The following is a 22,634-nucleotide window of genomic DNA, read 5'->3' on the forward strand; positions in this document are numbered from 1 at the left end:
CGGAGCCCGGGCCGACGCCCGGCGGCTCGTCGTCAGCCCCGGAGCGACCGCCGCGCCCGCACGAGCCCGACGCCGACGCCGACGAGCGCGCCGACGCCCGCGAGCACGCCCAGGGCCCCGACCCCGGTCGCGGCGAGGCCGCCGCGGCGTGCGCCCTCGGCCGTCGCCGCACCGCCGCCCGCCCCGGTCTCGTCCGACCCGGTGCCGCCGCCCCCGGCACCGGTGCCGCCGTCCGCGGCGCCACCCCCGCCCGAGCCGCCGCCCGGAGGTGCCACCGGCGTGCTCGGCACCGGGTCCGGCACGTCCGGGCCCTCGGCGGCCGGCGCCAGCACCCCGGCCCCGGCCTGCGCGAGCACCACCTCCCGCACGTCGGTCACCTCGTGCACGACGGCGCCCCGCACCCCGGCCGCGACCGGGTCCCAGCGCGCACCGGCGACGAGGCGGTCGGCCTCCGCGGCGGCCGCGTTGTACGCACCGAGCACGTCCACCTCGACGCCGTTCACGAGCGTCTGCTCGGCGTGCAGCCGGGTCCCGCCCCAGCGCTTGACCACCGACGCCACGGGCACGTCCTCGGGCAGGTCGAACGCGTTCCGCTCGGCCCAGATGCTCGACTCGACGCCCACGCCCCACGCGTAGTCGAACAGCGCGGCGCCGCCCGCCCCGACGCGGACGTAGTTGTTGTAGACGTCCACGTCGCCGAACCGCACCCGGGGGAGCCGCTGGCCGGCGTCGTCCCACAGGTTGTGGTGCCAGCTGACCCGCAGCCTCCCGCCGTCGAGCGCCTGCCGGCCGTCACCCGACCCGACGAGGTTCGTCTTGTCGTGGTCGCGGAACACCGAGTACGACACGGTGACGAGGTCGGACTCGTGCGTGATGTCCAGCAGCCCGTCGTGGACCTCGAACGGGCGGCCGTGCACGGTCGGCAGCGAGGCCGGCGGGTGGTCGCCGTCGTCGAGCGTGACGTGGTCGACCCACACGTTCGCGCTGGTGTGCACGCTGATGTTGTCGTAGAGCGAGTTCCAGCTCCCCACGCTGGTGTCGCCCGGGTCCCACTCGGGGAAGCAGTCGTAGGCGTCGGAGACGTGCAGGTTCCGGATGATGACGTCGCGCACGCCCTGGACGAGCAGGTGCGCGCCCACCAGCCGGGCGTCGTCACCGAGGCCGAGGATCGTGACGTTCGACCCGACACGCTGCCGGACCTGGGCCGTCTGCACGGCGGCCGCGCGCGCCCGCGCCTCCTCGAGGGGCCCGGCGGGATCGTCCCACCCCCACACCTCCGGGTCGTACGCCGCGACGTGCTCCGCCATCGAGAACGGGCGCGGGTCGTCGTCCTCGACCTGCACCTGCGCCGCGAAGTCGTCGCAGGTCGGGAGGCCGGACGCCGGGTCGTCGAACCCGAAGGCCCGGATCTCGCCCTCGACGAGCACGATCGTCGGCTCGTCCCGCAGATGGGCGGAGGCCCCGCCGAGGGCCGCCCGGAGCTCGTCCCAGGTCCGCACCACGTGCACGCCCCCGGGTGCCGCCGCCGACCCGCCGGTGGTGCCGGACCCGGCCGAGCCCCACCCGTCGCCCTCCGGGAGGGTCTGCCGGGCGAGCGCCAGCCACCCGGCGTCCACGCCCGCGGGTGGGTCGCCGGACCCGTCGCCGGACCCGGCGCCCGGGGGCGCCGCCCGGGCCGCCCCCGTCGGCAGCGCCAGCGCCAGGGCCACCAGGGCCGTGCCGATCGTCCGTCCTGCTCGCGCCATCCTCGACTCCTTCGTCGGGCCGGGAAACCGGTTCCTGACGACCGTAGCGAGGTTGCGGAGCCCGGCGCGAGAGCAGTTTCCGGGCCGTCCCTGAGCACCCCGCGCGCCCGCCTCGCGTGCCAGACTGCCCGCGTGACCCTCCTCGGCCCGCTCGTCCCGTACCTGCCCACGCCCCGCGGCCACGAGGGCGAGGTGGTGCTCGACCCGCTGCAGCGCCTCGTCGACGACGCCGTCGACGCCGGCGCCTCGGGTGTCGCGGTGCTCGGCAGCACGGGTGGCTGGCCCTACCTGACGGCGGGGGAGCGGCGGCTGGTCGTGGAGGCGGCGGTCGACGCCGCCGCGGGCCGGGTGCCCGTCGTGGCCGGCGTCGGCGCCTTCACGACGGACGAGGTGGTCGTGCACACGATCGTCGCCGAGCGTGCCGGCGCGTCCGCGGTGCTGCTGCCCACGCTGGCCTACCTCCCGCTCACCGACGACGAGGTCCTCGACCTGGTCACGGACGTGGCGGACGCCGCGCGGGTGCCCGTCTGGCTCTACCACAACCCGGTGAGCACGACGTTCCGGTACTCGGTCGAGACGCTGGTCCGCGCCGCGCAGGTGCCGGGCGTGGGCGGGGTGAAGGACCGGGGGAGCGACGCCGCCGAGCTGCGCGAGCGCGTGGCGGCGCTCCGGTCGGCGGTCCCCGACACCGTGGAGGTCGGCTGCAGCGGGGACGTGCTCGGGGTCGAGGGACTCCTCGCGGGCGCGCGGACCTGGCACTCGGGGCTCGCGAGCGTGCTGCCCGCCTGGTACGCCGCGGTCGCGGACGCCGCTGTGGCGGGACGGGCGGACGAGGCGCGGGCCCACATGGCGCGGCTGGCACCGGTCGCGGAGCTGGTGGTCTCGCTCGGCGGGCCGCGGGCGGTGCACGCGCTCGCCCGGGTGCTCGGCACCGACCTCGGCCAGCTGCCCGCGCCGCTGCGGCCGGTGGACGACGCCGGTGCGGCGGCGCTGGCCGCGGCGGTGGAGCTGCTCGGCGACGCGCCGGTGCGGGCGGTCGAAGGGTCCGCGCGGGACTAGGCCTCGGCGCCCTCACCGTCCTCGTCGACCGGGCGGACCTCCTCGTCCGCCTCCTCCGGCTCCATCGGCGGGTCGGGCTGGTGGAACCGCGACCAGATCGCCCACACCACCGACACCAGCGGCACGGCGATGACCGCGCCGAGGATGCCCGCGGTGAGCGTGCCGCCGGTGACGGCCAGCGCGACCACGACGGGGTGCAGCGACACCTGCTTGCCCATGACGAGCGGCTGCAGCACGTGCCCCTCGAACTGGCCGATGAGCGCGATGCCGATGCCGACGACCGCCGCCTGGATCGGGCCGTTCGCGGCCAGGGCCACGATCATCGCGATGACCATGGCCGCCGGGGCGCCGATCAGGGGGATGAACGCCCCGATGAGCACGAGCACGGCCAGCGGGGCCGCCAGCGGGACGCCGATGATCGACAGCAGGATGAACGCGAGCAGGCCGTCGGTGACCGCGATGATGACGGTGCCGCGGGTGTAGCCGGAGAACGTGTACCAGCCGGCGCCGCCCGCGGTCTTCCACGAGTCGCGCACCGACGACGGCAGCTGGTTGACGAACCAGGTCCACATCTCCCTGCCCCGGGCGAGGAAGAAGATCGCGCAGAAGATGGCCAGGGCCAGCGCCGTGAACACCTCGACCACCGAGCCCGCGGACGCCGCCACCTGACCCGCGAGGTCGCCGGCGTGCTCCTGCACCCACTGCCGGCCGTTGTCGATCCACTCGGCGATCTGGTCGTTGCTGATGGAGAACGGAAGCGGCCCGTTCTCCAGGAAGTCGACGATCTGGTCGATGCCGTCGCCGAACTGCCGGGACAGGGCCTGCCACTGGTTCGCCACCGAGTAGCCGACGTAGAACACCATGCCGGCGAGCACCAGGAACCCGGTGAGCAGCCCCAGGGCCGTCGCCAGCCCGCGCGGCATCACCCGCGTGTAGAAGTCGACCACCGGCCGCAGCACGGCGGTGAACACGAACGCGATGAACACGGCGACGAACAGCAGCTGCACCTGCGATGTGGCGAAGAACACGAGCGCGATGCCGGCGAGCAGCACGAGCAGCCGCCAGGTGATCCCCGCGGAGGTCCGCAGCCAGCGGGGGACGCCGTCGTCCGGGGCGATCCCGGTGGGCGGTCGGCGCTGCCCCGCGACCCGTCGTGACGCGGATCCGGCCGGTCCGCCGGCCTTCGCGCTGCTGTACCGGTCCGCGCCGCTCTGGTCCGCCATCGCGTGCGCCACCTCCTGCCCTGCTGGTGCGACGCGTCCGCCGCGGTGCTCCGCCGGACGCCCTCGCCAGTGTGCCCCCACCTGCGGATGCGTGCTCGGCCGCCACTCCGTGCTATGTTTTCTGCCGCACCTGAGGGGGCGGGAAGCGCGGAAAAGCGCTCCTCGTATCCGTCAGGCGTACACCCTGTCCGGGTGGCGGAATGGCAGACGCGCTAGCTTGAGGTGCTAGTGCCCGTATAGGGCGTGGGGGTTCAAGTCCCCCTCCGGACACTCGTTGAGACAGCGACGACGAAGGCCTCGATCCCCGCCAGGATCGGGGCCTTCGTCGTGCTCGCGGCGTCCGAGCCGGTCCATCGGTCGCGCGCCCCGGGTGCTCGCTCGACGAGTCGACCAGGCGGGCGTTCGCACGGAGCGTGTGCGGCGTACGCGGCTCATCCAGCACGCCTCGGGAGAAGCGGTCAGGAACTGACCGCTACCGCGCGCACGGTGGTCCCGACGGGTCGGGCGGACCGGCCCGCGACGACGGGACGGGTGACGACCATGCTCCAGGGACTGGCGACGTCGAACTTCCAGGCCGCGGACCTCGCAGCGGCCCGCGACTGGTACACGGCACTTTTCGGCGTGGACCCGTACTTCGTGCGGGACGGCTACCTCGAGTGGCGGCTCGGCCGGGACGGCGACGAGTTCGGGATCGTGGACGCCCGGTACGTCCCGGGGGCGCTCGACCGCACGCCGGGCGGGCAGTACACCTACTGGGCGGTCGAGGACGTGGACGCCGCAGTCGCCACGTTGGTCGAGCGCGGGGCGACGGTGCACGAGCCGCCGACCGTGCGCGGCGAGGGGTTCCGTACCGCCGCCGTGGTCGACCCGTTCGGGAACGTGCTCGGTGTGATGACGAACCCGCACTGGGCCGGGACGGACGGCTGAGGCGCCCGTCGCCGGAACGCCCACGCGGCGATGGGGCCGCGTGCGAACATCGACGGCGTGACCGTCGCCCTGCCCGCGCCGCACCCGCTCCCGCCTGCCGCGCCGCCGCTCGCGCTGGCCGGCTGGTGGCGACGGGTCGCGGCCGTGGTGCTCGACGACCTGATCCTGGCGGCGGTCACCTGGGCGGGCTACGGCGGCGGGTCCCAGGCGCTGTCGCTGCACCCGCCCCTGGGCGCCGTCGCGGGTGCGCCCCGGGCGGGCGACCCGGTCCCGTGGGCCGCCGCGGCCGTCGGGGCGACGCTCCTCGCGCTGGTGCTGATGCAGGCGTACACCGGCGCAACCCCGGGCAAGCGGGTCGCGGGGGTGGCGGTGGTGCGCGCGGACACCGGTGCGCCGGCGGGGTTCCTGCGGACGCTCGCGCGGCCGTTCGTGCACGTCGTCGACGGCATCCTGCTGATCGGGTACCTGCGGCCGCTGTGGCACCCGCTGCGCCGGACGGTCGCCGACTCCGCTCTCGGGACTGTCGCGGTGCTGACGCGAGGACCGGCGTGGCTCCCCGGGCTGGAGCCGGTGCCCCGGGTGTCCCGGGGCTCTGCCGCGGTGACCGCCGCCGCGATCGCGGCCTGCGCCGCCGGCGCGGTGTTCGCGGTGCCCACCTCGACCAGCGGCAGCGTGACCACGGTCGGCGCCCCGGTCGCGTGCGAGGTGCAGGTGCCCATGGGTGTCCCGGACGTCGGCGCCGAGGCGACGGTGCAGCGCACCCGCGCCGAGAACGTCGAGCGCCGCGGCTGGGTGGTACGCCACCTCGTGCCCTCGGGACCCGGGTTCGACGTCACGTGGGCCTGGGACGGGAGCCTCGGCGGTGGGGACAGCGAGGTGTGGGTCGAGGCACGCGTGCCCGGGGCCGACGACCTCGGCGAGGACCCCGCGCTGTGGGAGGGCGCGCACGTGATCGCCGGGCCGGGACCCGGGACGGTCCCCTTCTCGGTCTGGCCGGAGGAGCTCGTCGGGCTGACGCGGGGCGGTTGGGTCGAGACGTCGCTCGTGGCCGACGGCCGCACCGTGGCGGCGTGCCGGGTGCCGGGCGCGGAGCTGCTGCTGGACGCCTGACGCGGGTCGAGGCGAGTCCGCGCGGGCATCGCCCGCACCCGAATCCGCTGATCCGTCCGGGGGACCCCGGTTCGGGGGAACCTGGGTGCAGCCCGGGTGCCTGCTGAGCGGCGCGCCGCCCCGGGGCGGGGCGTTGCGCCGACCGGTGACCTGCGCCGACGCACCGCCCCGCGCTCCGGTCGGCGGCTGTGACCGCCTCGGGCGACCGCGCGGTCGGTTTCGGCTTCACCCTGTGACTGCCGGAAATCGGCACAAACCGGACAGTAGCCTCGCCGCGACCGATGCCCCACCGGCAACGACGCACCGGAGGACACCGTGCACGCCCGCCTCGTCCCGCTGCCCCGGGTGACCGCCGCGGACGCCCGCGCCTGGCGCCGCCTCGCCGACTCCGCCGTCGAGCCCAACGTCTACCTCGACCCCCGCTTCCTGGTGCCCGCGCGGCACCGCGGCCGCGACGTGGCGGACGTCCGGCTGCTGGTCGTCGAGGAGGGTGACGCGTGGCTGGCGCTGCTCGCGCTCACCACGACGACCGTGGCCCCCGGCGTGCCGCTGCGCGCGGTGACCACCGGCGGCACGTTCATGACGACCCACTCGGACCGGCACCACCCGCTCGTCCGGGCGGGCCGGGAGGTCGAGGCGCTCGGCGCGCTGCTCGGCGGCCTGCGGGAGGTCGGCCTGCCCGGGCTGGTCCAGCTGCAGCACTTCCCGCTCGACGGGCCGCTCGCCGACGCGCTGCGCCAGGTCGCGGCGCGCGGCGGGATGCTCGTGCACGAGCGGCGCCGGACGGAGAGCGCGTACGCGCGGCGGTCGGCGGTCCCGGAGCCCGTCCCGTGCGCGGCCGACGCGCCGCTGGTGGACCCGCCGCTCGCCGCCGACCACATGGGTGCGGGCCGGCGGAAGGACCTGCGCCGCCGGGTGCGCGGCCTGGCGCGGGACGCCGGCGGGCCGCTCGAGCTGCACGACGTGAGCGACGACCCGGCGGTCGACGCGGAGTTCGCCGCGTTCCAGGCCGCGGGCTGGAAGGGCGACGCCGCGCGCGGTGGTGCCGCGCTCGGCCTGGACCCCGTCGCGTACCGGTGGTTCCGCGACGTGGTCGCCGGGTTCCGCCGCGACGGGGACGTGACGGTGCTCCGGCTGACCGCGGGCGGCGAGACGGTGTACCTGAGCTACGCCCTGCGCTCGGGCGGCACGTACTTCGGGTTCCTCGACGCGTACGCGGAGCGGTTCGCCAAGTTCAGCCCGGGTGCCCTCGGCCGGCTGGCGGAGCTGACGTACGTGCTCGGCTCGACGGACGCCCCGGCGTTCGACCCCGCCTTCGACCCGCGGTACGTCGCGGGGACGCAGCTGTACCCGGAGCGGCGGGGCCAGGCCGATCTGCTGGTCTCGACCCGCGGGCTGGTGTCCCGGACGGCGGTCCTCGCGGCGCCGGTGGCGGCGCGGTTCGGGATCGGCGCCCGTGCCGTGGGGCTGCCGCTCGTCCCGGTGGGCGGGGAGCTCGCGGACTGGCTCGCGCTGGTGGCCTGAGCGCGCCGGGTCACACCCGGCGCCGGTGTCCCGGCGCCCCGCCGTCAGCGCCGCGCCACCGCCAGCAGGTGCCCCGACAGGTCCGCCGACCCCGGGTGCCCCTGCGCCCGCTCCGCGAGGACGACCGCCGCGGCGACGACCTGGTCGTCCGGCGGCACCAGCTCCAGCGCGAACGACCCCGGCCCCTCGACCCCGGCGACGGTCACGTCGCGCAGCCCGGCGTCCTCGACCTCCCCGGCCAGCTCGGCGGCGGTGTGGAAGTGCCCGGCGGGGAAGCCGTCGGCCGGGTCGAGCGGGCTCTCGCCCGTCTCGAGCAGGCGCAGCAGGCCGGTCCCGGGCAGGTCGGTGAAGCCGGCACCCGTCACCAGGTCCGTCGCGGCGACGACCCGGGAGATCGCGCCCGCCAGCAGCACCCCGCCGGGCCGCAGCACGCGGCGGGCCTCGCCCAGCGCCGCGAGCCGGTCCGCGCGGTCCCGCAGGTGGTACAGCGGGCCGAGCAGAAGCACCGCGTCGAACGACCGGTCCGGGAACCGCAGCGTGCGGGCGTCGCCGGGCTCGGCCGCGAACCCGCCCGCCGCGCGCGCGGCGGCGACGTGCTCCGGCACGGGGTCGACCAGCGTCACCGGGTGCCCGCGCCCCGCGAGCCAGGAGGCGTGCACGCCGGTGCCGCCGCCGACGTCGAGCACCTCGGCCCCCGCGGGCAGGTGGTCGGCGAGCAGCCGGCGGGTGCGGGCGAGCTCGACCAGCCCCGCGGCGGACCGGGTGGTGAGCCGGGACGACTCGTCGAACCGCCCGCCGTAGTAGCGGCGGATGTGCGCGTCGAGGTCCGGCTGGCTGCCCATCGAGCCAGTCTGCGCGGACCGGCGCGCCCGCGTGGGCGACTTCGGTCCCGGGATCGGGCCGTGGCGGCGTCCTGACCACCCCCGCCGGTCACCTACGCTGTCCGGCGATGATCACTCGTGCCGAAGGGGCGTACCTGGGCGCCGTCCGGGCCTTCCAGAACCCGATGCTGGACCTGCTCCACAAGCGGCACGCCCCCCTCATCGTCTCCCTGCTCTCGCTCGTGTTCACCGCCGAGCGGCCCCAGGTCCCCGTCGCGGACGCGCACACCGAGGTCGGGGACGCCCTCGACCAGCTGCGCGCGGCCGGCCACGGCGACGACCTGCCCACCGGGTCCGCGCGCGACCTGTGCCGCCAGTGGGCGGACGCCGGCTGGCTCGCGCGGCAGGTGCTGGACGACGACCTCGAGGTGTACAGCCTGTCGGCGCACGCGGTGGGCGCCCTGGAGGTCGCGGGTCGCGCTGGCGGGACGCGGGCCCGCGTGTCGCAGTCGCGGGTGCGGACGCTGCTCGACGCCGTCGACCGGCTGGCCGAGGACGCGGACCCCGACGCGCTGGTGCGGATGGCCCGGCTGGACGCCGAGATCACCCGGCTCCGCGGCGAGCTCGACCGGATCCAGAAGACCGGTGAGGTCGAGCAGACCGACGAGGAGACGCTGCTCGAGGAGGCCGAGAACGTCCTGCACCTCGTGCGGGAGCTGCCGGCCGACTTCGCCCGGGTCGCCGAGTCGATCAAGGTCATGCAGCGCGACGTCGTGCAGGCGCTGCGGCAGGACGAGCGGCCGACCGGCGAGGTGCTGCGGGAGTACCTGGAGCGCGGCGAGCACGTCATGGACTCGACGCCCGAGGGTCGCGCGTTCGCCGGCGCCCTGCGCCTCATCAGCGACCCGCAGCGCCTCGACCACCTCGCGACCCAGCTGTCGACCGTGCTGCGGCACCGGTTCACCCGTCGGCTGCCCGCGCAGCAGCGCGCGGAGCTCCGGGACATCGGCCGCCGGATCGAGCAGGGGCTCGACCAGGTGTTCACCGCGCAGCGGGAGGCGTCGTTCGTCATCACCGCGCAGGTGCGCAACCACGACCCGCTCCGCGACCGGCAGGTGGACGAGCTGCTGCGCGACGTGATGACCGGCCTGCAGGCGTGGGTCCCCGGCGCCCGGCGCGGCCAGGCGGTCGACCCGCTGCGCCGGCTCCCGGTCGCCGAGGTCGAGCACCTGCGGCAGACGGCGGGCGACGTGCGGCCGGCCGAGCCGCCGAGCCCGCTGACCGCGTGGGACGACGACGACTCCGACGCGTCGGCCGCGGAGGCGCTCGCCTGGGGCGGCCCGCACTACGCCGACCTGGGGTCGCACCTGGTGGCGTTCGCCGGGGGCGCCGGCACGGTCGACGTGGGGGCGGCGTTCAACGCGGCCCCGGAGCCGCTGCGGCGGCCGGTCGACCTGCTCGGCCTGCTCGAGATCGCCCACCAGCGCGGCATGACCGAGACCGACGAGGTCGCCTACGTCGACGCGGTCCGCCCGGACGGCACCCGGCGGCGGTTCGCGTTCGGCGGCGTGACGACGATGACGAAGGACGAGGACGATGACTGACACCACGACGGCCGACCGCCCGGAGGCCCCCGGTGGAGACGACGTCGAGGCGTTCATCGACACCGTGTCGATGGAGGAGGACCCGGCCGAGCTGTTCCCGGGCGACTCCGGCACGCTCGACGCCGACGTCCGCCGCGTCCTGGTCCGGCTGCTGCAGCGCCGCTTCCTGCTCGCGGAGAAGAACCGCCAGCAGTGGCGGACCCTGCTCGACAACCAGCAGGTGATCGAGTCGCGCCTGCACGACCTGTTCGTGCACCTCGTCGTCGACCACCAGCGCGGCATCGCCTACAAGCGGCAGGTGCGCTCCGACGAGCTCGACGTGCCCGTGCTGCTCCGCGACGAGGCGTACACCCGCGCCGAGACGCTGGTGCTCGTGCACCTGCGCACGGTGTTCCAGCGCGAGCGCGGCGCGGGGGAGACCTCGGCCCGCGTGGACGTCGAGGAGATCGAGCAGACGGCGCTGACGTACTTCGACCCCGACGACACGAACGTCGCCGCCCGGCAGCGGGAGATCCGCGCGGCGGTGCTGCGGCTCGCCAAGGAGGGCGTCGTGGAGGAGGAGTCCGAGGGGCGCTACCGGGTGACGCCGCTGGTCGAGGTGGTGCTGAGCAACGAGCGGCTGTCCGAGCTGAGCGCGTGGCTGCGGGAGCAGGTGCGCACCGGCGGGGCGGTGGCCGACGACGCGGCACCGGGGGACGACGCGGCTCCGGTCGGCGACGTGGTTCCCGCCGACAGCGTGCTTGCCGACGACGAGGCCCCGGCCGACGACGACGAGGCCCCGGTCGACGACGAGGCCCCGGTCGACGACGACGAGGCCCCGGCCGACGACGACGCCCCCGCGGGCGACGCCGGCACCGCCGAGGGCGACCAGCCCGCCGAGGAGCCGGTCGACCTCGGGCCGACGCTCGAGGAGGCCGCCGCCGAGGAGCCCACGGAGCCTCCCGCGCCCGACGACGACGCCCCCGCCGACCGGCCCGGCGCCACCCCCGCCGACGACGCCTCCGAGGAGGTCGCACGATGACGATGGTCGACACCCTGTTCGGCCTGATCCCGGCCGCGTCGACGGGCCAGCAGTGGGTCGCCCGCGACCTGCAGCTCGTCAACTGGGGCGGCTACGACGGCCACCACCGGGTCCGGTTCGCCCCGACGGCGACGCTGCTGTCCGGCGGCTCCGGCTCCGGCAAGTCGACGCTGATGGACGCGTACATCGCGCTCCTCATGCCGCACACCACGCCGTTCAACGGCGCGTCGAACGGCGGCGTCGTCGGCCGCCCGCGCGGCAAGGACCAGCGGAACATCCTGTCCTACTCGCGCGGCAAGCTCGACGAGACGCGGGCCGCGGACGGCACGAAGCAGCGGGTGCTCCGCGGTGACGGCCGGGACACCTGGTCGGCGATCGCGATGACCTGGGTCGACCAGGCGGGCCGCGAGCTCACCGGCGTGCGCGCCTGGTACGTGCCGTCGGCCGCCCGGACGCTCGAGGACGTCATCGCCCTGCGCGCGACCGCGGACGGCCCGTTCGACCTGCGCGACCTGGAGGCCGCGGCGGCCGACCGGTTCCCGCGCCCGGTGCTCACGGCCGCCGGCCTCACGCCGTTCGACACGGACCGCGAGTTCACCGCGCGGCTGCACTCGACGCTCGGCATCGGCGCGACCGGCGACGGCGCGAAGGCGGTCGCGCTGCTCGGCCGGATCCAGGCGGGCCAGCAGATCACCACCGTCGACGCGCTGTACAAGGCGATGGTGCTGGAGGAGCCGAGCACGTTCGCGACGGCCGACGCGGTGGTCGAGCAGTTCGACAAGCTGTCGGGCACCCGCGAGCAGATGATCACCGCCCGCCAGCAGGTGAAGGCGCTGGAGCCGATCCGCGCGCACCGCGAGGCGCTGGACGAGGCCGCCGAGCGGCTGCGGGTCATCGACCGGGTGGGCACGCTCGACGACGACCGGTCGACCGCGACGCTGTGGCGGCACGAGCGCCGGCTGGGCCTGCTGCGCGCCGTCGAGGAGGAGCTGGGCCGCGAGCACCAGCACGCCGAGAAGCGCGCCGCGGAGACCACCGGCCGGATCGCGGCCGCACGGTCCGAGCTCGAGGGCGTGCGGGAGACCCTGTGGTCGTCGGGCGGCGACCGCCTGGCGACCGCGCAGCGCGAGCTCGTCGCGACCGAGGACCGGCTCGAGCGGGTGACGCGCGCCCGCGGCCGGCTCGACGACGTGCTGCGCACCGCGTTCGGCACCACGGTGTCGACCGAGAAGGAGTTCGACGCGCTGGCGGCGCGCGGGCGGCAGGCCCAGGCCGACGGCGACGCGAAGTCCGAGGCGCGCGCCGAGTTCGGCACGGCGATGTCGGAGAAGAAGGCCGCCGGGGTCGACCTGGCCGTGCTGCGCTCCGACCGGGAGGCCGTGGCGCGTCGGCAGGACAACATCCCGGGCGACCTGCACCGGGCGCGGGCCGCGCTGGCCGAGGCCGCCGGCCTGACGCCGGAGGAGCTGCCGTTCGTCGCCGAGCTGATCGAGGTCCGCACCGAGCACGAGCCGTGGCGCGACGCGTTCAACCTGGCGCTCGGCGGGTTCGCGACGCTGCTGCTCATCGACGCCGCGCACGTGACGGCCTTCCGCCGCGCGATCGACGCCGTGCCGACGGCGCGCCGCATCCGGTTCGAGGGCGTGCCGACCGACCTGAGGTCGGACGTGGCGCTGGACCCCCGGACGCTCCCGGGCCGGCTCGACTTCCGGAACGGCCCGTTCACGGGTTGGCTGCGCAGCGAGCTCGCGAGCCGGTTCGCGTTCGTCTGCGTCGACACCCCGGGCGAGCTGTCCCAGCACCCCAAGGCCCTGACCCGGTCCGGGCAGGTGTCCGAGGGGCGCCGCGGCGCGCACGGCGGCCAGGGCCGCGCCAACGTGCTCGGGTTCACCAACACCCGCCGCCTGGCGCACCTGGACGAGCAGATCGCGGCGGCGCAGGCCCGGCTCGACGACGCGGAGCGCCAGGTGCGCGCCGCCGAGGACCGGCTCGACGCGCACGACGTCGAGCTCCGCGCGTACGAGCAGCTCGACGCGGTGAGCTGGGACCAGGTCGACGTCGCGGCGGTCGAGGCCGAGCGTGCCCGGTGGGCGACCGTGATCGAGGACGTCACGTCCGGCAACCCCGAGGTGACCCGGCTGCAGCAGCGCGTGGTCGAGCTCGAGAGGACGATCCGCGACCTGACCGAGGAGGTCGGTCGGACCAAGGGCTCCGCGGAGGACCTCGGCGGGCGCTGGTCGACCATCACGGACGAGGTGGACGCCGCGCAGCTCGCGCTGGACGAGGCGCAGGACGCGGGCGTGACGGTCGGCGAGGACCAGCGGGCGTACCTGGACGCGCTGCTCGGCGGGACACCGACCGGCGCGGGTGCGCCGGGCGGGTCGCGCCCTGCCCCCGCCGCCGCGCTCGCCGCGTTCGACAGCACCGTCGCGCGGGCGAACGAGATCCTGCGCACCGACCTGCTCGCCGCGCAGCAGACGATCGGCGCGGCGCGCGAGGCGCTGCGCCGGACGTTCGAGACGTTCGTGGAGCGCTGGCCCGACCCGAACCTCGGCACCGACCCGGACGCGTCGTACGCCGACTTCGCGCGCATCCTCGGGGCGCTGGAGACGTCCGGGCTGCACGACCTCGAGGCCGAGTGGCGCAAGAGCCTGCTGCGGCTGTCCGGCAACGACCTCACGGACCTGCACCACGGCCTGAGCCGGTCGGTCCGGGAGATCAAGGAGCGCATCCAGCCGGTCAACGACATCCTCGCGGACCTGCCGTTCGCCGACGACGAGCACCGGCTGCGGATCGACGCCCGGGACACGCAGTCGACGGTCGTGGCGCGGTTCCGCAAGGAGCTGAAGGACCTCCAGGAGCTGCTGGCCACCGAGGCGTCCGACGCCGAGCGCGAGCGCCGGTACCACCGGATGGCGAAGGTCATCGACCGGATCCGCCGCACGTCCCCGGACTTCGCCGACCTGGTCGACGTCCGCCGGCACGTGCGGCTGAGCGCGGAGAAGGTCGACCTCGACGGGAACCACGTCGCGCTGTACGACCACATCGGCGAGAAGTCCGGCGGCGAGTCGCAGGAGCTCGTGGCGTTCATCGTCGGGGCGGCCCTGCGGTATCAGCTCGGCGACGCCGGGGCCCCGCGCCCGCGGTACGCGCCGGTGTTCCTCGACGAGGCGCTGATCAAGGCGGACGCGCGGTTCACCGGCCGCGCGATCGGCGCGTGGCGCGGGCTCGGGTTCCAGCTGGTGATCGGCGCACCCAACGACAAGTTCAGCGCGCTCGAGCCGCACGTGGACCTCAAGTACGTGGTGCTCAAGGACACGGCCGGGCGGTCGCGGACCAAGCCGGTCGCGGGCGTCGCGGCCGGCTGACGCGGCGCGGCGAGCCGGAGGGAGGGCGGCGTGGAGCCCGAGGTGCTGCTGGTGGCCGGACGCTCCGGCTCGGGCAAGTCGTCGGTCGCGTTCGAGCTGTCGGCGCGCTGGCAGCGGTCCGGGCTCGCGCACTGCCTGGTCGACGGCGACAACCTGTCGGCCGCGTACCCGAAGCCCGCGTCGGACCCGCACGGCACCGCGCTCACCGAGGCGAACCTCCGCGCGCTGTGGGGCACGTACGCCGCGGCCGGCTACCGGCGGCTGGTCTACGTGAACACGGTGAGCGTCCTCGAGCGGGAGCTGGTCACCCGGGCGCTCGGCGGCCGGGCGCGGGTGTCCGGGGTGCTCCTGACCGCGTCCGCGCGCACGATCCGCACCCGGCTCGGTGCGCGGGAGATCGGGTCGGCGCTCCGGGAGCACCTCGACCGCTCGGCGTCCGCTGCGGAGCTGCTGGACCGCGCGGCGGGCCCGTGGGTCGGCCGGGTGGCCACGGACGGCCGCACGGTCGAGGAGCTGGCGGCCACGGTCGCGGCCGCCTCCGGCTGGGAGTCCTGAGGCGTACTGGCCCTCCCTCCCCGCCGCCCTCCGGCCCTCGCCCTCCCGCCCTCTCGCCGAGAGAGGACCGTTCCGTCGAGATCGGACCGCCCACGGGCCTATCTCGACGCGGGGATCCGATCTCGGCGGGGGAAGGGCGGCCGCGGGCGGGGGGGAAACGCGGGTGCGGGCCCGACCCGCGGGGTCGACGGCGGGCGGCGCGGGCGCGGAGCGGCGTGGGAGGGTGGCGCGCGTGAGCGGCGACGGCGCGGGACCGGCGGTCGTGCTCGACCTGCCCGGCGACGGGTGCTGGCGGGTCGAGAACAGTCCCGCGCGCCGGGTTCCGAGCCACGGGACGGACCTGCTCGCGCTGCGGTACGCGATCGACCTGGTCGGCACGGACGCCGACGGGCGGTCGGCGCGGGTCGTGGACTGGCGCACCGTGCTGGCCGTCGAGCCGCCGGAGCGGTTCGTCGGGTTCGGTCGGCCGGTGCTGGCCCCGGTCGGAGGGACGGTGGTCCGCGCGCACGACGGCGAGCCCGACCACGGCGGCCGCCGCTCGCCGCTGACCCTGCTGCACTACGCGCTCGGGCAGGCGGGGCGGCTGCGGCGCGGGATCGCGGCGGTGGCGGGGAACCACGTCGTGGTGGCGCGGGCCGACGGCGCGTGCGTGGCGGTGGCGCACCTGCGCGCGGGGTCGGTGCGGGTGCGGGTCGGGCAGGCCGTCGCGGCGGGGGAGCCGATCGGCACGTGCGGCTGCTCGGGGAACGCCACCGAGCCGCACGTGCACCTGCAGGCGATGGACGGCCCGGACCCGGCGCGCGCCCGCGGCCTGCCGCTCGCGTTCGAGGCGTACGAGGAGCGGTCCGCGGACGGCACGTGGCTGCCGCACGCCCGGGCGGTCCCCCCGGAGGGCGCGGTGGTCCGGCGCGCCGAGATCGGAGGTTCTGCCCGAGATCGGTGGTTCTAGGCACCGATCTCGGCGCGAACCACCGATCTCGACGAGGGCCGCGCTGCGTCAGACGTCCCGCGACGCGCCCTGGGCCTCGGCAGCCGGCGCGTCGTCCTCCGGCAGCGGCTCCGGGGCGTCGTCGGTGTGCGCGACGTGCCGCAGCTGCCCCCAGATCAGCACCACGAACAGCGCCGACCCCGCGAACGCGAACCAGAACGGCGCCGTCACGCCCCAGTGCTCCGCGAGCACGCCGCCGACGGCCGACCCGACGACGAGTCCGCCGAAGACGCCGACGGTGTACACGCTGCCCACCCGGCCCTGCAGCGCCCGCGGCACGGCGCGCTGCCGGACGCTCACGGACGTGGTGCCCCAGACGAGCTCGTGCACGCCGAACAGGAAGAAGATCCCGATCGCCACCCACGCCTGCCGGGTCAGCGCCAGGCCGAGGTGCGTCAGCGTCTCGACGACCAGCCCGATCCGCATGAGGTTGCCGAGGCTGACCCGCCGGGTGATCCAGCCGTAGATCACGCCGCCGACCAGCCCGCCGACCGCGCTGACGGTGGTCAGCAGGCCGAACCCGATCTCGCCGAGCCCGAGCCGCCGCGTGGCGTAGAGGACGAGCACCGACCACGCGGCCCCGAACGTGATGTTGAAGATGAAGATGGTGAGCACCAGCGTGCGGACCGCGGGGTGCCGGACCGTCCACCGGAAGCCCTCGGCGATGTCCCGCCCGAGGTGGCTGCGGCGCTCCGGGTCGCGCGGGACCGCGGGCAGGACGATGCGCGCGACGAGCAGGGCCGCGGCCGCCACGAGGAGCGCCTGCCCGGCGAACGGCCAGACCGCCCCGGCCGCGAACAGGGCGGCGCCGAGCGGCGGACCCGCGAGCTTGTTGACCGTGATGAAGCCGGTCTGCAGCCGCGAGTTCGCCAGCGCGAGGTCGTCGCGGCGCACGAGCATCGGCAGGAAGGTCTGCGCCGCGTTGTCGGCGAACACCTCGGCGGTGCCGAGCGCGAAGAGCACGGCCAGGACCAGGACGATGGAGGCCTGGCCGGTGCCGATGGTCGCGGTCAGCACCCCGAGCACGAGCACCCGCACCCAGTTGACGACAAGGACGATCCGGCGGCGGTCCCAGCGGTCGGCCAGCGCCCCGGCGAGGAGCCCGAACAGCAGCGGGGGCAGCCACTGGACGGTCGCCCCGAGCGCCACCAGGCGCGCGTCGTCGGTGAGCGACGCGACGAGCAGCGGGCCCGCCGCCATGGCGATGCCGTCGCCGAGGTTGCTGGTCCAGGACGACGCGATGAGCCACCGGAACGGGGTGCCCAGCCGGGCGGGCAGGACGGTCTCGACGAGTCGGCTCACAAGGGCGAGATGCTAGTGCGCGCTCGGCGCCGCGCCGACAGCATTCCGTGTCGCCTCACCCCTCGAGCGCCTCGAGGATCGTCGCGGCGACCCGGGCGTCCGACAGGTAGCCCGAGATGCCGTGCTGGTTCGACGTCGGGTTGTCGACCTTGCCGTAGTCGTCGATGCCGTCGACGGGGAACCAGGGCGCCGTGAGCGGGTGCAGGGCGACGAGGTCCTCCGGGTCGTAGGCGTTGAACCAGGCTCCGACGGGCGCGGGCCAGGACACGGGCCGCAGCGTGCGGCTGATGTTCGTCACGCCGAGCGGGGAGCCGACGGTCACGAGCAGCGGGACGTCCCAGCCGCGGGTGGCCGCCTCCCGGCGCAGCAGGTTGTACGCGACGACGGTGCCCAGCGAGTGCGAGACGACGACCGCTCCCTGCGTGCCGTCGAGCGCCTGCCGCACCCCGTCCTCGATGGTGTCCCGGACCCGCACGTTGTGCAGGTACTGGTAGACGTCGCGGGTGGCGAGCGCGATCGACCACGCGCTGACGTTGGGCAGCCGGTCGAGCGCGGTCAGCGTCGCCCGCACCCAGCGCCAGTTCATCGGGCCGCGCTCGACCGGCCCGTCGGCGCCCGCCTCCTGCGCGGCCTGCTCGGCGACGCCGGCCTGCTCCGCGATCTCCAGCAGCGCCTCGCGGACGAACAGGGTCTCGGCGTCCGGCCCGGCGTCGGCACCGCGGACGACGACCTGCGCGGCGTGCTCGGCGTCGCCGGAGACCAGGTCGAACAGCGTCTGCCCGTAGTACGGGAGCCGGACCCGCTCGTCGGGCAGGTCGAGCGGGCGGCCGGCGTGGTGCGCGCCCTCGTCGAGCGCCGCGAGCCACTCGCGCTTCACCGCCAGCGGGTCCTTGTGCTCCTGGGCCCTGCCGTGCACCAGCACGAGCGTCCTCATGGCTCCTCCTCGGGTGGGGCGGGCGCGGTCGCGGCGGCGACCTCCGCGACGCGCGCGGCGTTCTCGGCGGCGAACAGGGTCCAGTGCGACGGCAGCCGCGCCGGGAACGACAGGGCGTGGTCCCGCACGGCGGGCGGTGCCGCGGCGAGCAGCGGCCAGCCGCGGGACAGCAGCGGGACCGGGGTCAGCAGGTCGGACCAGTCCACGGGCTCGTCGTCGTGGCCCGGGTCGGGGCCGGAGGCCAGCAGCACGACGTCGAACAGCCGCGCGCCGGGCGAACCGGGGGCCGCCAGGCCCGCGATCTCCGCGCGCCGGCCGCGGTCGTGCAGCTCCCACGCGCGGTAGAGCGCGGCGAGCGGGTCGGTGTCGACCGCGACCGCGCGGCGCGCTCCCCGGTCCCGCGCCCGGTCCTGCCCGGCCCGGCCGGGGCCGTCGTCCTCGTCGTCCTCGTCGTCCTCGTCGTCCGGGCGCAGCCCGAACCGCGACCACGCGGCGGCCAGCGCCCGGCGGGCGACCGCTCCGTCCACCCCGGGCGGGGGCGGGCCGCCGTCGGCACCGGGAGCGTGCGGCAGCGCGCAGTCGACGAGGCAGCCGCGCTCGACGGTGGCCAGCGTGACCCGGCCCGGCAGAGTGGGCAGCACGGCGCAGCCGCCCGAGGCGAACGTCACGACGACCGCCGTGGGCGAGACGGGGACGACGTCGAGGGCGCGGTCGCCCTGGACGACGACCAGGGGTCCGCCCGGGCGCGGCGCGGACGGCAGCGGGGCGACCTCGAGGTCCGGGGCGCGCGCCGGCGCGGGGACGGCGGGCCGGGGTGCGGCGCCGGGCGACCCGGGCGGGGCGGCGGGCGACGGCGGTCCGCCCGGGGGCCGGTCCGCGGTCGGGGGTGCCGTGGCGCCGACGGCGGCGGCGGGCAGTCCGTCGGCGCCGGCCGCGAGGCCGACGGCCAGGCCGAGCACGAGGCGGTCGGCGGCCTCCGCGGCGGCGACGCGCGCGGCGGGGGCCGGGGCGGCGGGGGCTGCCGGCGTGGTGCGTGCCGCGGGCGCGCCGGCGGGGGGTGCGGCGGACGCGGGCGCGGGGGCCGCGGGCGCGCCGTCGCCCCCCGTGCCCGCGCCCCCGGCGGCGCCGTCGCCCGCGGCCGCCTCCGGCGCTGCGAGCGGCCACGGCTCGATCCGGGACAGCCACGCCTCGAGCGGGTCCGACGACAGCCGGGCGTCGGGCGTCTGGGCGAGGTCGAGCGGGGCGTGCGCGGCCGTCAGCCGCTCCGCGACCAGCCCCGGCAGCGCCCGCTTGAGCGGCCAGGGCTGCACGAGCCCGAACCCGGCGGCCGGCCCGGCACCACCGCTCGTGCCGGCATCGGCGCCGCCCGGCACGCCCGGGGCGCCGCCGCCCGTGAGCGCGCCCGGCCCCGGCGTCACCAGCGCCGGGTGGTCGCCGCGCAGCGCCCCCACGAGCGCCGACGTGAACAGCGCCTGGTACGCCGCCCCGGACGCCGCGGGGTCCTTCACCTCGTAAGCGGGGTCGCCGAGCGCGCAGGCGTAGAACACGTCCACCGCGGCGGCCGGCCCGCTCGGCGGCAGGTTGGGGACGACCGCGACCCCCTGGACGCTCAGCTCCTGCACCGTGCTCGCGGCCGTCCGGCAGGCGTCGGAGACCAGCACCACGTGCCGCACCGGCAGCCGCTCTGCGAACCACGAGGTCAGCGACACGTTGACCGCCTGGCTGCCGTCCTCGGGCGCTCCGGTGAGCAGCCAGAACTCGGCGTTCCCGGTGTTGATCCCGTGCCCGCTGAAGTACACGACGAGCTGGTCGACGTCGCCGCGGTCCACGAGGCCGCGCACGCCCGCGAGCACGGCCGAGGCGGTCACGGGCGTGCCGTCGTCGTCCGTGAACGCCAGCACCAGGTCGTCGGGCACGCCCTGCTCGGCGGCCCAGGCCCGCACCGCCGCGACCGCGCCGGGCACCGCGGGCAGCTCCGGGAACCGGCCGCCGGTGCGGGCGACGCCCACCAGGACCAGCGCGCGCGCCACCGTGCTCACCCGACCCGGCGGGTGGCTGACGGGTGTGGGCGGGCGGCCATCTCGACTCCGTCGTCCGGGGCTCGGACCCTTCGAGTGCAGCACCGGCGCTCGGGCGCGTCAAGCCCCTCGGCGGCCTTGGTGTGGCGTGCGTCACACTGCTAGCGTCGGGCGCGTCCCCCCGTGCGTCCCGTCCGCCGGGCGGGGGACGGACGACGACGCCCGCCCCGCCCGGCCACCCGCCCGCCGCGCCGGGCGCCCGCCGCGTCGTCCGCCCGAGGGGACCGGACCATGGACACCGTCAGCGCGCCGGGAGGCGCCACCACCCTGCCCGAGCGCCTCCGGGCGCAGGAGGAGTACCAGCGGGAGCTCGCCGCCCGCGCCGCGCGCGGGAGCGGGCGGACGTCCGGCTCCCGGCGATCGACCGCGTCGACCGCGGGGAGCTCGCCGCGGCCAACGACCCGCTGCGCGTGGCGCGGCGCGTCGACCGGGTCAGCCGGTTCCGCACCGGCGAGGACCCGGACTCGGTGCCCACCGACGTGCCGGCCCCCGCGCTGGTCGCGGACGCGGCCGAGCGGCTCGACCTGCCGGACGCCCCGCAGGTGCTGCTGGAGAAGGTGATCAACCAGCCGGACTTCCTGGAGGCGCGGTACCTCGAGGGCGGGTTCGTCGCGCAGCGGACGGTCGGGCGGGTGGTGATCCGCGGCGCCGACGGCCGCGCGGCCGGGTACGGCACGGGGTTCCTCGTCTCGCCGCACCTGGTGCTGACGAACCACCACGTGCTGCCGGCGGCGGACGTGGCCGCGGGCAGCGTGCTGCAGCTGGACTTCCAGCGGGCGCTCGACGGCGACCCGATGCCGGTGGTCGAGGTGGGGCTCGACCCCGACGTGTTCTTCGCGGCGGACCCCGAGCTCGACTTCGCGCTCGTGGCCGTCGCCGGCGCGCCCGCCAGCACGGCGCCGTTCGGCTGGTGCCGGCTCACGGGCGCGCAGGGCACCGTCGTCGTGGGCGAGTCCGTGACGATCGTGCAGCACCCCGCGGCGCGCCGGAAGGAGGTGGCGCTGCGGGAGAACCGGCTCGTCGACATCCCCGAGCAGGTGCTGCACTACGTCACGGACACCGAGCCGGGGTCGTCCGGGTCGCCGGTGTTCAACGACCAGTGGGAGGTCGTCGCGCTGCACCACGCGAGCGTGCCGGACCCGTCGCCCGGCGGGTCCGGGTCGCTGAACGAGGGGATCCGGATCAGCAGGATCCTGGCGCACCTCGCGGGGCTGCCGCTCGACCCGGCCCGGCGGGCGCTCGTCGACGCCCTGGACGACCCGGCGACGCCGCACGGCGGGCCCGAGGCGGCCGCGACGACGGCACCCGGCGCGGCGTCGGCGACGACCGGGCCCGCGACGCTCGCCGCGACCGCGGGCGCCGTCCCCGCCGGGACCGCGGGCGGGGCCGTCGCGATCCCGCTCACGCTGACCGTGCAGGTCGCGCTCGGCGCCGCGCCGGCGCCGGTCCCGGACGGGCCGGCAGCGCCCCCACCCGCGTCCGTGCCCGCGACCGCCCACGAGTCGCTCGCCATCGACCCGGACTACGCCGCGCGCGGCGGCTACGACCCCGATTTCCTCGGTATCCCGCTGCCGGTGCCGGGCGCGGGCTCGAACGCCCCGGTCGCGTCGGCCGAGCTCCGGTACCACCACTTCAGCGTCGTGATGCACCGCGTGCGCCGGCTGGCGCTCTGCACGGCGGTCAACATCGACGGCGCGCACACCGACGCCCGGCCGCGCAGCGACGACCGGTGGATCCTCGACCCGCGGCTGCCGCGCGAGGAGCAGACCGGCGCGGAGGTGTACGCGGACAACGCGCTCGACCGCGGCCACCTGGTCCGGCGGCTGGACCCCTCCTGGGGGGCGCTGGCGCGCGCGGCGAACGACGACACGTTCCACTACACGAACTCGGCCCCGCAGCACCACGCGTTCAACGCGGGCTCGACGCTCTGGCTGGGGCTGGAGGAGTACCTGCTCGGCACGGCCCGGCGCGACCGGTTGCGCCTCTCGGTGCTCGCGGGCCCGGTGCTAGCCCCGGACGACCCCCCGTACCGGGGTGTGCTGCTGCCGCGTCAGTTCTGGAAGGTGGCGGCGGTCGTCGACGGGCGCGGTCGGCTCGTGGTGACGGGTTACGTGCTCGGGCAGGACGCGTTCCTGCCGAGCGTGCTCGCGGAGGCGACGTTCGGCGCCTACCGGACGTTCCAGGTGCCGGTGTCGATGATCGGCGCGCTCACCGGGCTGGACCTGACCGCGTACGCGGCGGCCGACCCCCTCGGCACCGTCGAGGCGACCGTCGCGGCGCACGAGCTGCGGACGTACGGCGAGATCGTGCTGGGCGGCTGAGCGGCACGGCTCCGGTGGCCGCCCGGTGGCCGTCCGGTGGCGACCGGTCCGCGC

15 protein-coding genes, 1 tRNA gene and 1 pseudogene are annotated in these 22,634 nt (G+C 76.5%); 11 read left to right on the top strand and 6 right to left on the bottom strand.

Translation table 11 applies throughout. From position 1 onward, the window contains the following. Positions 1-32 precede the first annotated feature (32 nt). Entirely contained in the window at positions 33-1,745 is a 1,713-nt protein-coding gene (locus FKM96_RS18855) for a polysaccharide lyase family 1 protein (protein WP_246855072.1), read from the bottom strand. A 132-nt stretch (positions 1,746-1,877) separates the two neighbouring features. On the opposite strand from FKM96_RS18855, the gene FKM96_RS18860 reads away from it, so the two are divergent. After that, positions 1,878-2,804 (top strand): dihydrodipicolinate synthase family protein, encoded by a 927-nt coding sequence (locus FKM96_RS18860; RefSeq protein WP_246855073.1) that lies wholly within the window; start codon positions 1,878-1,880, stop codon positions 2,802-2,804. Here the strand turns inward: FKM96_RS18860 and FKM96_RS18865 are convergent. Beyond that, a complete protein-coding gene (locus tag FKM96_RS18865; protein ID WP_147796544.1) occupies positions 2,801-4,027 on the bottom strand; it encodes an AI-2E family transporter in 1,227 nt (408 codons plus the stop codon). The two genes, FKM96_RS18860 and FKM96_RS18865, sit on opposite strands and share 4 nt — an antisense overlap. 186 nt (positions 4,028-4,213) lie before the next feature. Here FKM96_RS18865 and FKM96_RS18870 point away from each other — a divergent pair. The 4 genes from FKM96_RS18870 (at position 4,214) to FKM96_RS18885 (ending at position 7,588) form a co-directional block, all read left to right on the top strand. Then, positions 4,214-4,297, top strand: a tRNA-Leu gene (locus tag FKM96_RS18870). Between the two features lie 270 nt (positions 4,298-4,567). Then, the gene (locus FKM96_RS18875) at positions 4,568-4,954 is read left to right on the top strand and encodes a VOC family protein (protein ID WP_147797235.1); all 387 of its coding nucleotides are present in this window, start codon (positions 4,568-4,570) and stop codon (positions 4,952-4,954) included. A gap of 57 nt (positions 4,955-5,011) precedes the next feature. Then, positions 5,012-6,064, top strand: coding sequence for an RDD family protein (locus FKM96_RS18880; protein ID WP_168217046.1), 1,053 nt, complete (start codon positions 5,012-5,014; stop codon positions 6,062-6,064). Positions 6,065-6,379: 315 nt separating this feature from the next. Beyond that, positions 6,380-7,588 (top strand): GNAT family N-acetyltransferase, encoded by a 1,209-nt coding sequence (locus tag FKM96_RS18885; protein ID WP_147796546.1) that lies wholly within the window; start codon positions 6,380-6,382, stop codon positions 7,586-7,588. A 44-nt stretch (positions 7,589-7,632) separates the two neighbouring features. Here the strand turns inward: FKM96_RS18885 and FKM96_RS18890 are convergent, their stop codons facing one another. Further along, positions 7,633-8,430 (bottom strand): bifunctional 2-polyprenyl-6-hydroxyphenol methylase/3-demethylubiquinol 3-O-methyltransferase UbiG, encoded by a 798-nt coding sequence (locus tag FKM96_RS18890; protein WP_147796547.1) that lies wholly within the window; start codon positions 8,428-8,430, stop codon positions 7,633-7,635. A gap of 107 nt (positions 8,431-8,537) precedes the next feature. On the opposite strand from FKM96_RS18890, the gene FKM96_RS18895 reads away from it, so the two are divergent. From FKM96_RS18895 to FKM96_RS18915, 5 genes and pseudogenes are all read left to right on the top strand, one after another. After that, positions 8,538-10,013 (top strand): DUF3375 domain-containing protein, encoded by a 1,476-nt coding sequence (locus FKM96_RS18895; RefSeq protein WP_147796548.1) that lies wholly within the window; start codon positions 8,538-8,540, stop codon positions 10,011-10,013. Next, positions 10,006-10,677, top strand: a pseudogene (locus FKM96_RS18900) (DUF4194 domain-containing protein); the annotation flags it as partial. The gene FKM96_RS18895 and the pseudogene FKM96_RS18900, both read left to right, overlap by 8 nt. Positions 10,678-11,030: 353 nt before the next feature. After that, positions 11,031-14,402: an ATP-binding protein gene (locus FKM96_RS18905; protein ID WP_147796549.1), complete on the top strand. Its 3,372-nt coding sequence runs from the start codon at positions 11,031-11,033 to the stop codon at positions 14,400-14,402. 30 nt (positions 14,403-14,432) lie between these two features. Then, positions 14,433-14,957, top strand: a complete 525-nt coding sequence (locus FKM96_RS18910) for an adenylyl-sulfate kinase (RefSeq protein ID WP_210417306.1) — start codon at positions 14,433-14,435, stop codon at positions 14,955-14,957. A 232-nt stretch (positions 14,958-15,189) separates the two neighbouring features. Next, positions 15,190-15,906 (top strand): M23 family metallopeptidase, encoded by a 717-nt coding sequence (locus tag FKM96_RS18915; protein ID WP_210417307.1) that lies wholly within the window; start codon positions 15,190-15,192, stop codon positions 15,904-15,906. A gap of 48 nt (positions 15,907-15,954) precedes the next feature. On the opposite strand, the gene FKM96_RS18920 is transcribed toward FKM96_RS18915, so the two are convergent. From FKM96_RS18920 to FKM96_RS21150, 3 genes are read right to left on the bottom strand one after another with little or no spacing between them, the layout of a single operon-like run. Further along, on the bottom strand, positions 15,955-17,247 hold the full coding sequence (locus tag FKM96_RS18920) for an MFS transporter (RefSeq protein WP_147796551.1): 1,293 nt from the start codon (positions 17,245-17,247) through the stop codon (positions 15,955-15,957). Positions 17,248-17,302: 55 nt separating this feature from the next. Continuing rightward, positions 17,303-18,181, bottom strand: coding sequence for a hypothetical protein (locus FKM96_RS18925; protein ID WP_147796552.1), 879 nt, complete (start codon positions 18,179-18,181; stop codon positions 17,303-17,305). Beyond that, positions 18,178-20,211 (bottom strand): caspase family protein, encoded by a 2,034-nt coding sequence (locus FKM96_RS21150; RefSeq protein ID WP_210417308.1) that lies wholly within the window; start codon positions 20,209-20,211, stop codon positions 18,178-18,180. The genes FKM96_RS18925 and FKM96_RS21150 overlap by 4 nt, the downstream gene beginning before the upstream one ends. A 458-nt stretch (positions 20,212-20,669) precedes the next feature. Between FKM96_RS21150 and FKM96_RS18940 the strand changes: the two genes are divergently transcribed. Beyond that, the gene (locus FKM96_RS18940) at positions 20,670-22,580 is read left to right on the top strand and encodes a DNA/RNA non-specific endonuclease (protein ID WP_210417309.1); all 1,911 of its coding nucleotides are present in this window, start codon (positions 20,670-20,672) and stop codon (positions 22,578-22,580) included. The last annotated feature ends 54 nt before the right edge of the window (positions 22,581-22,634 follow it).

It is taken from the genome of Cellulomonas sp. Y8, assembly GCF_008033115.1.
GTDB lineage: Bacteria > Actinomycetota > Actinomycetes > Actinomycetales > Cellulomonadaceae > Cellulomonas.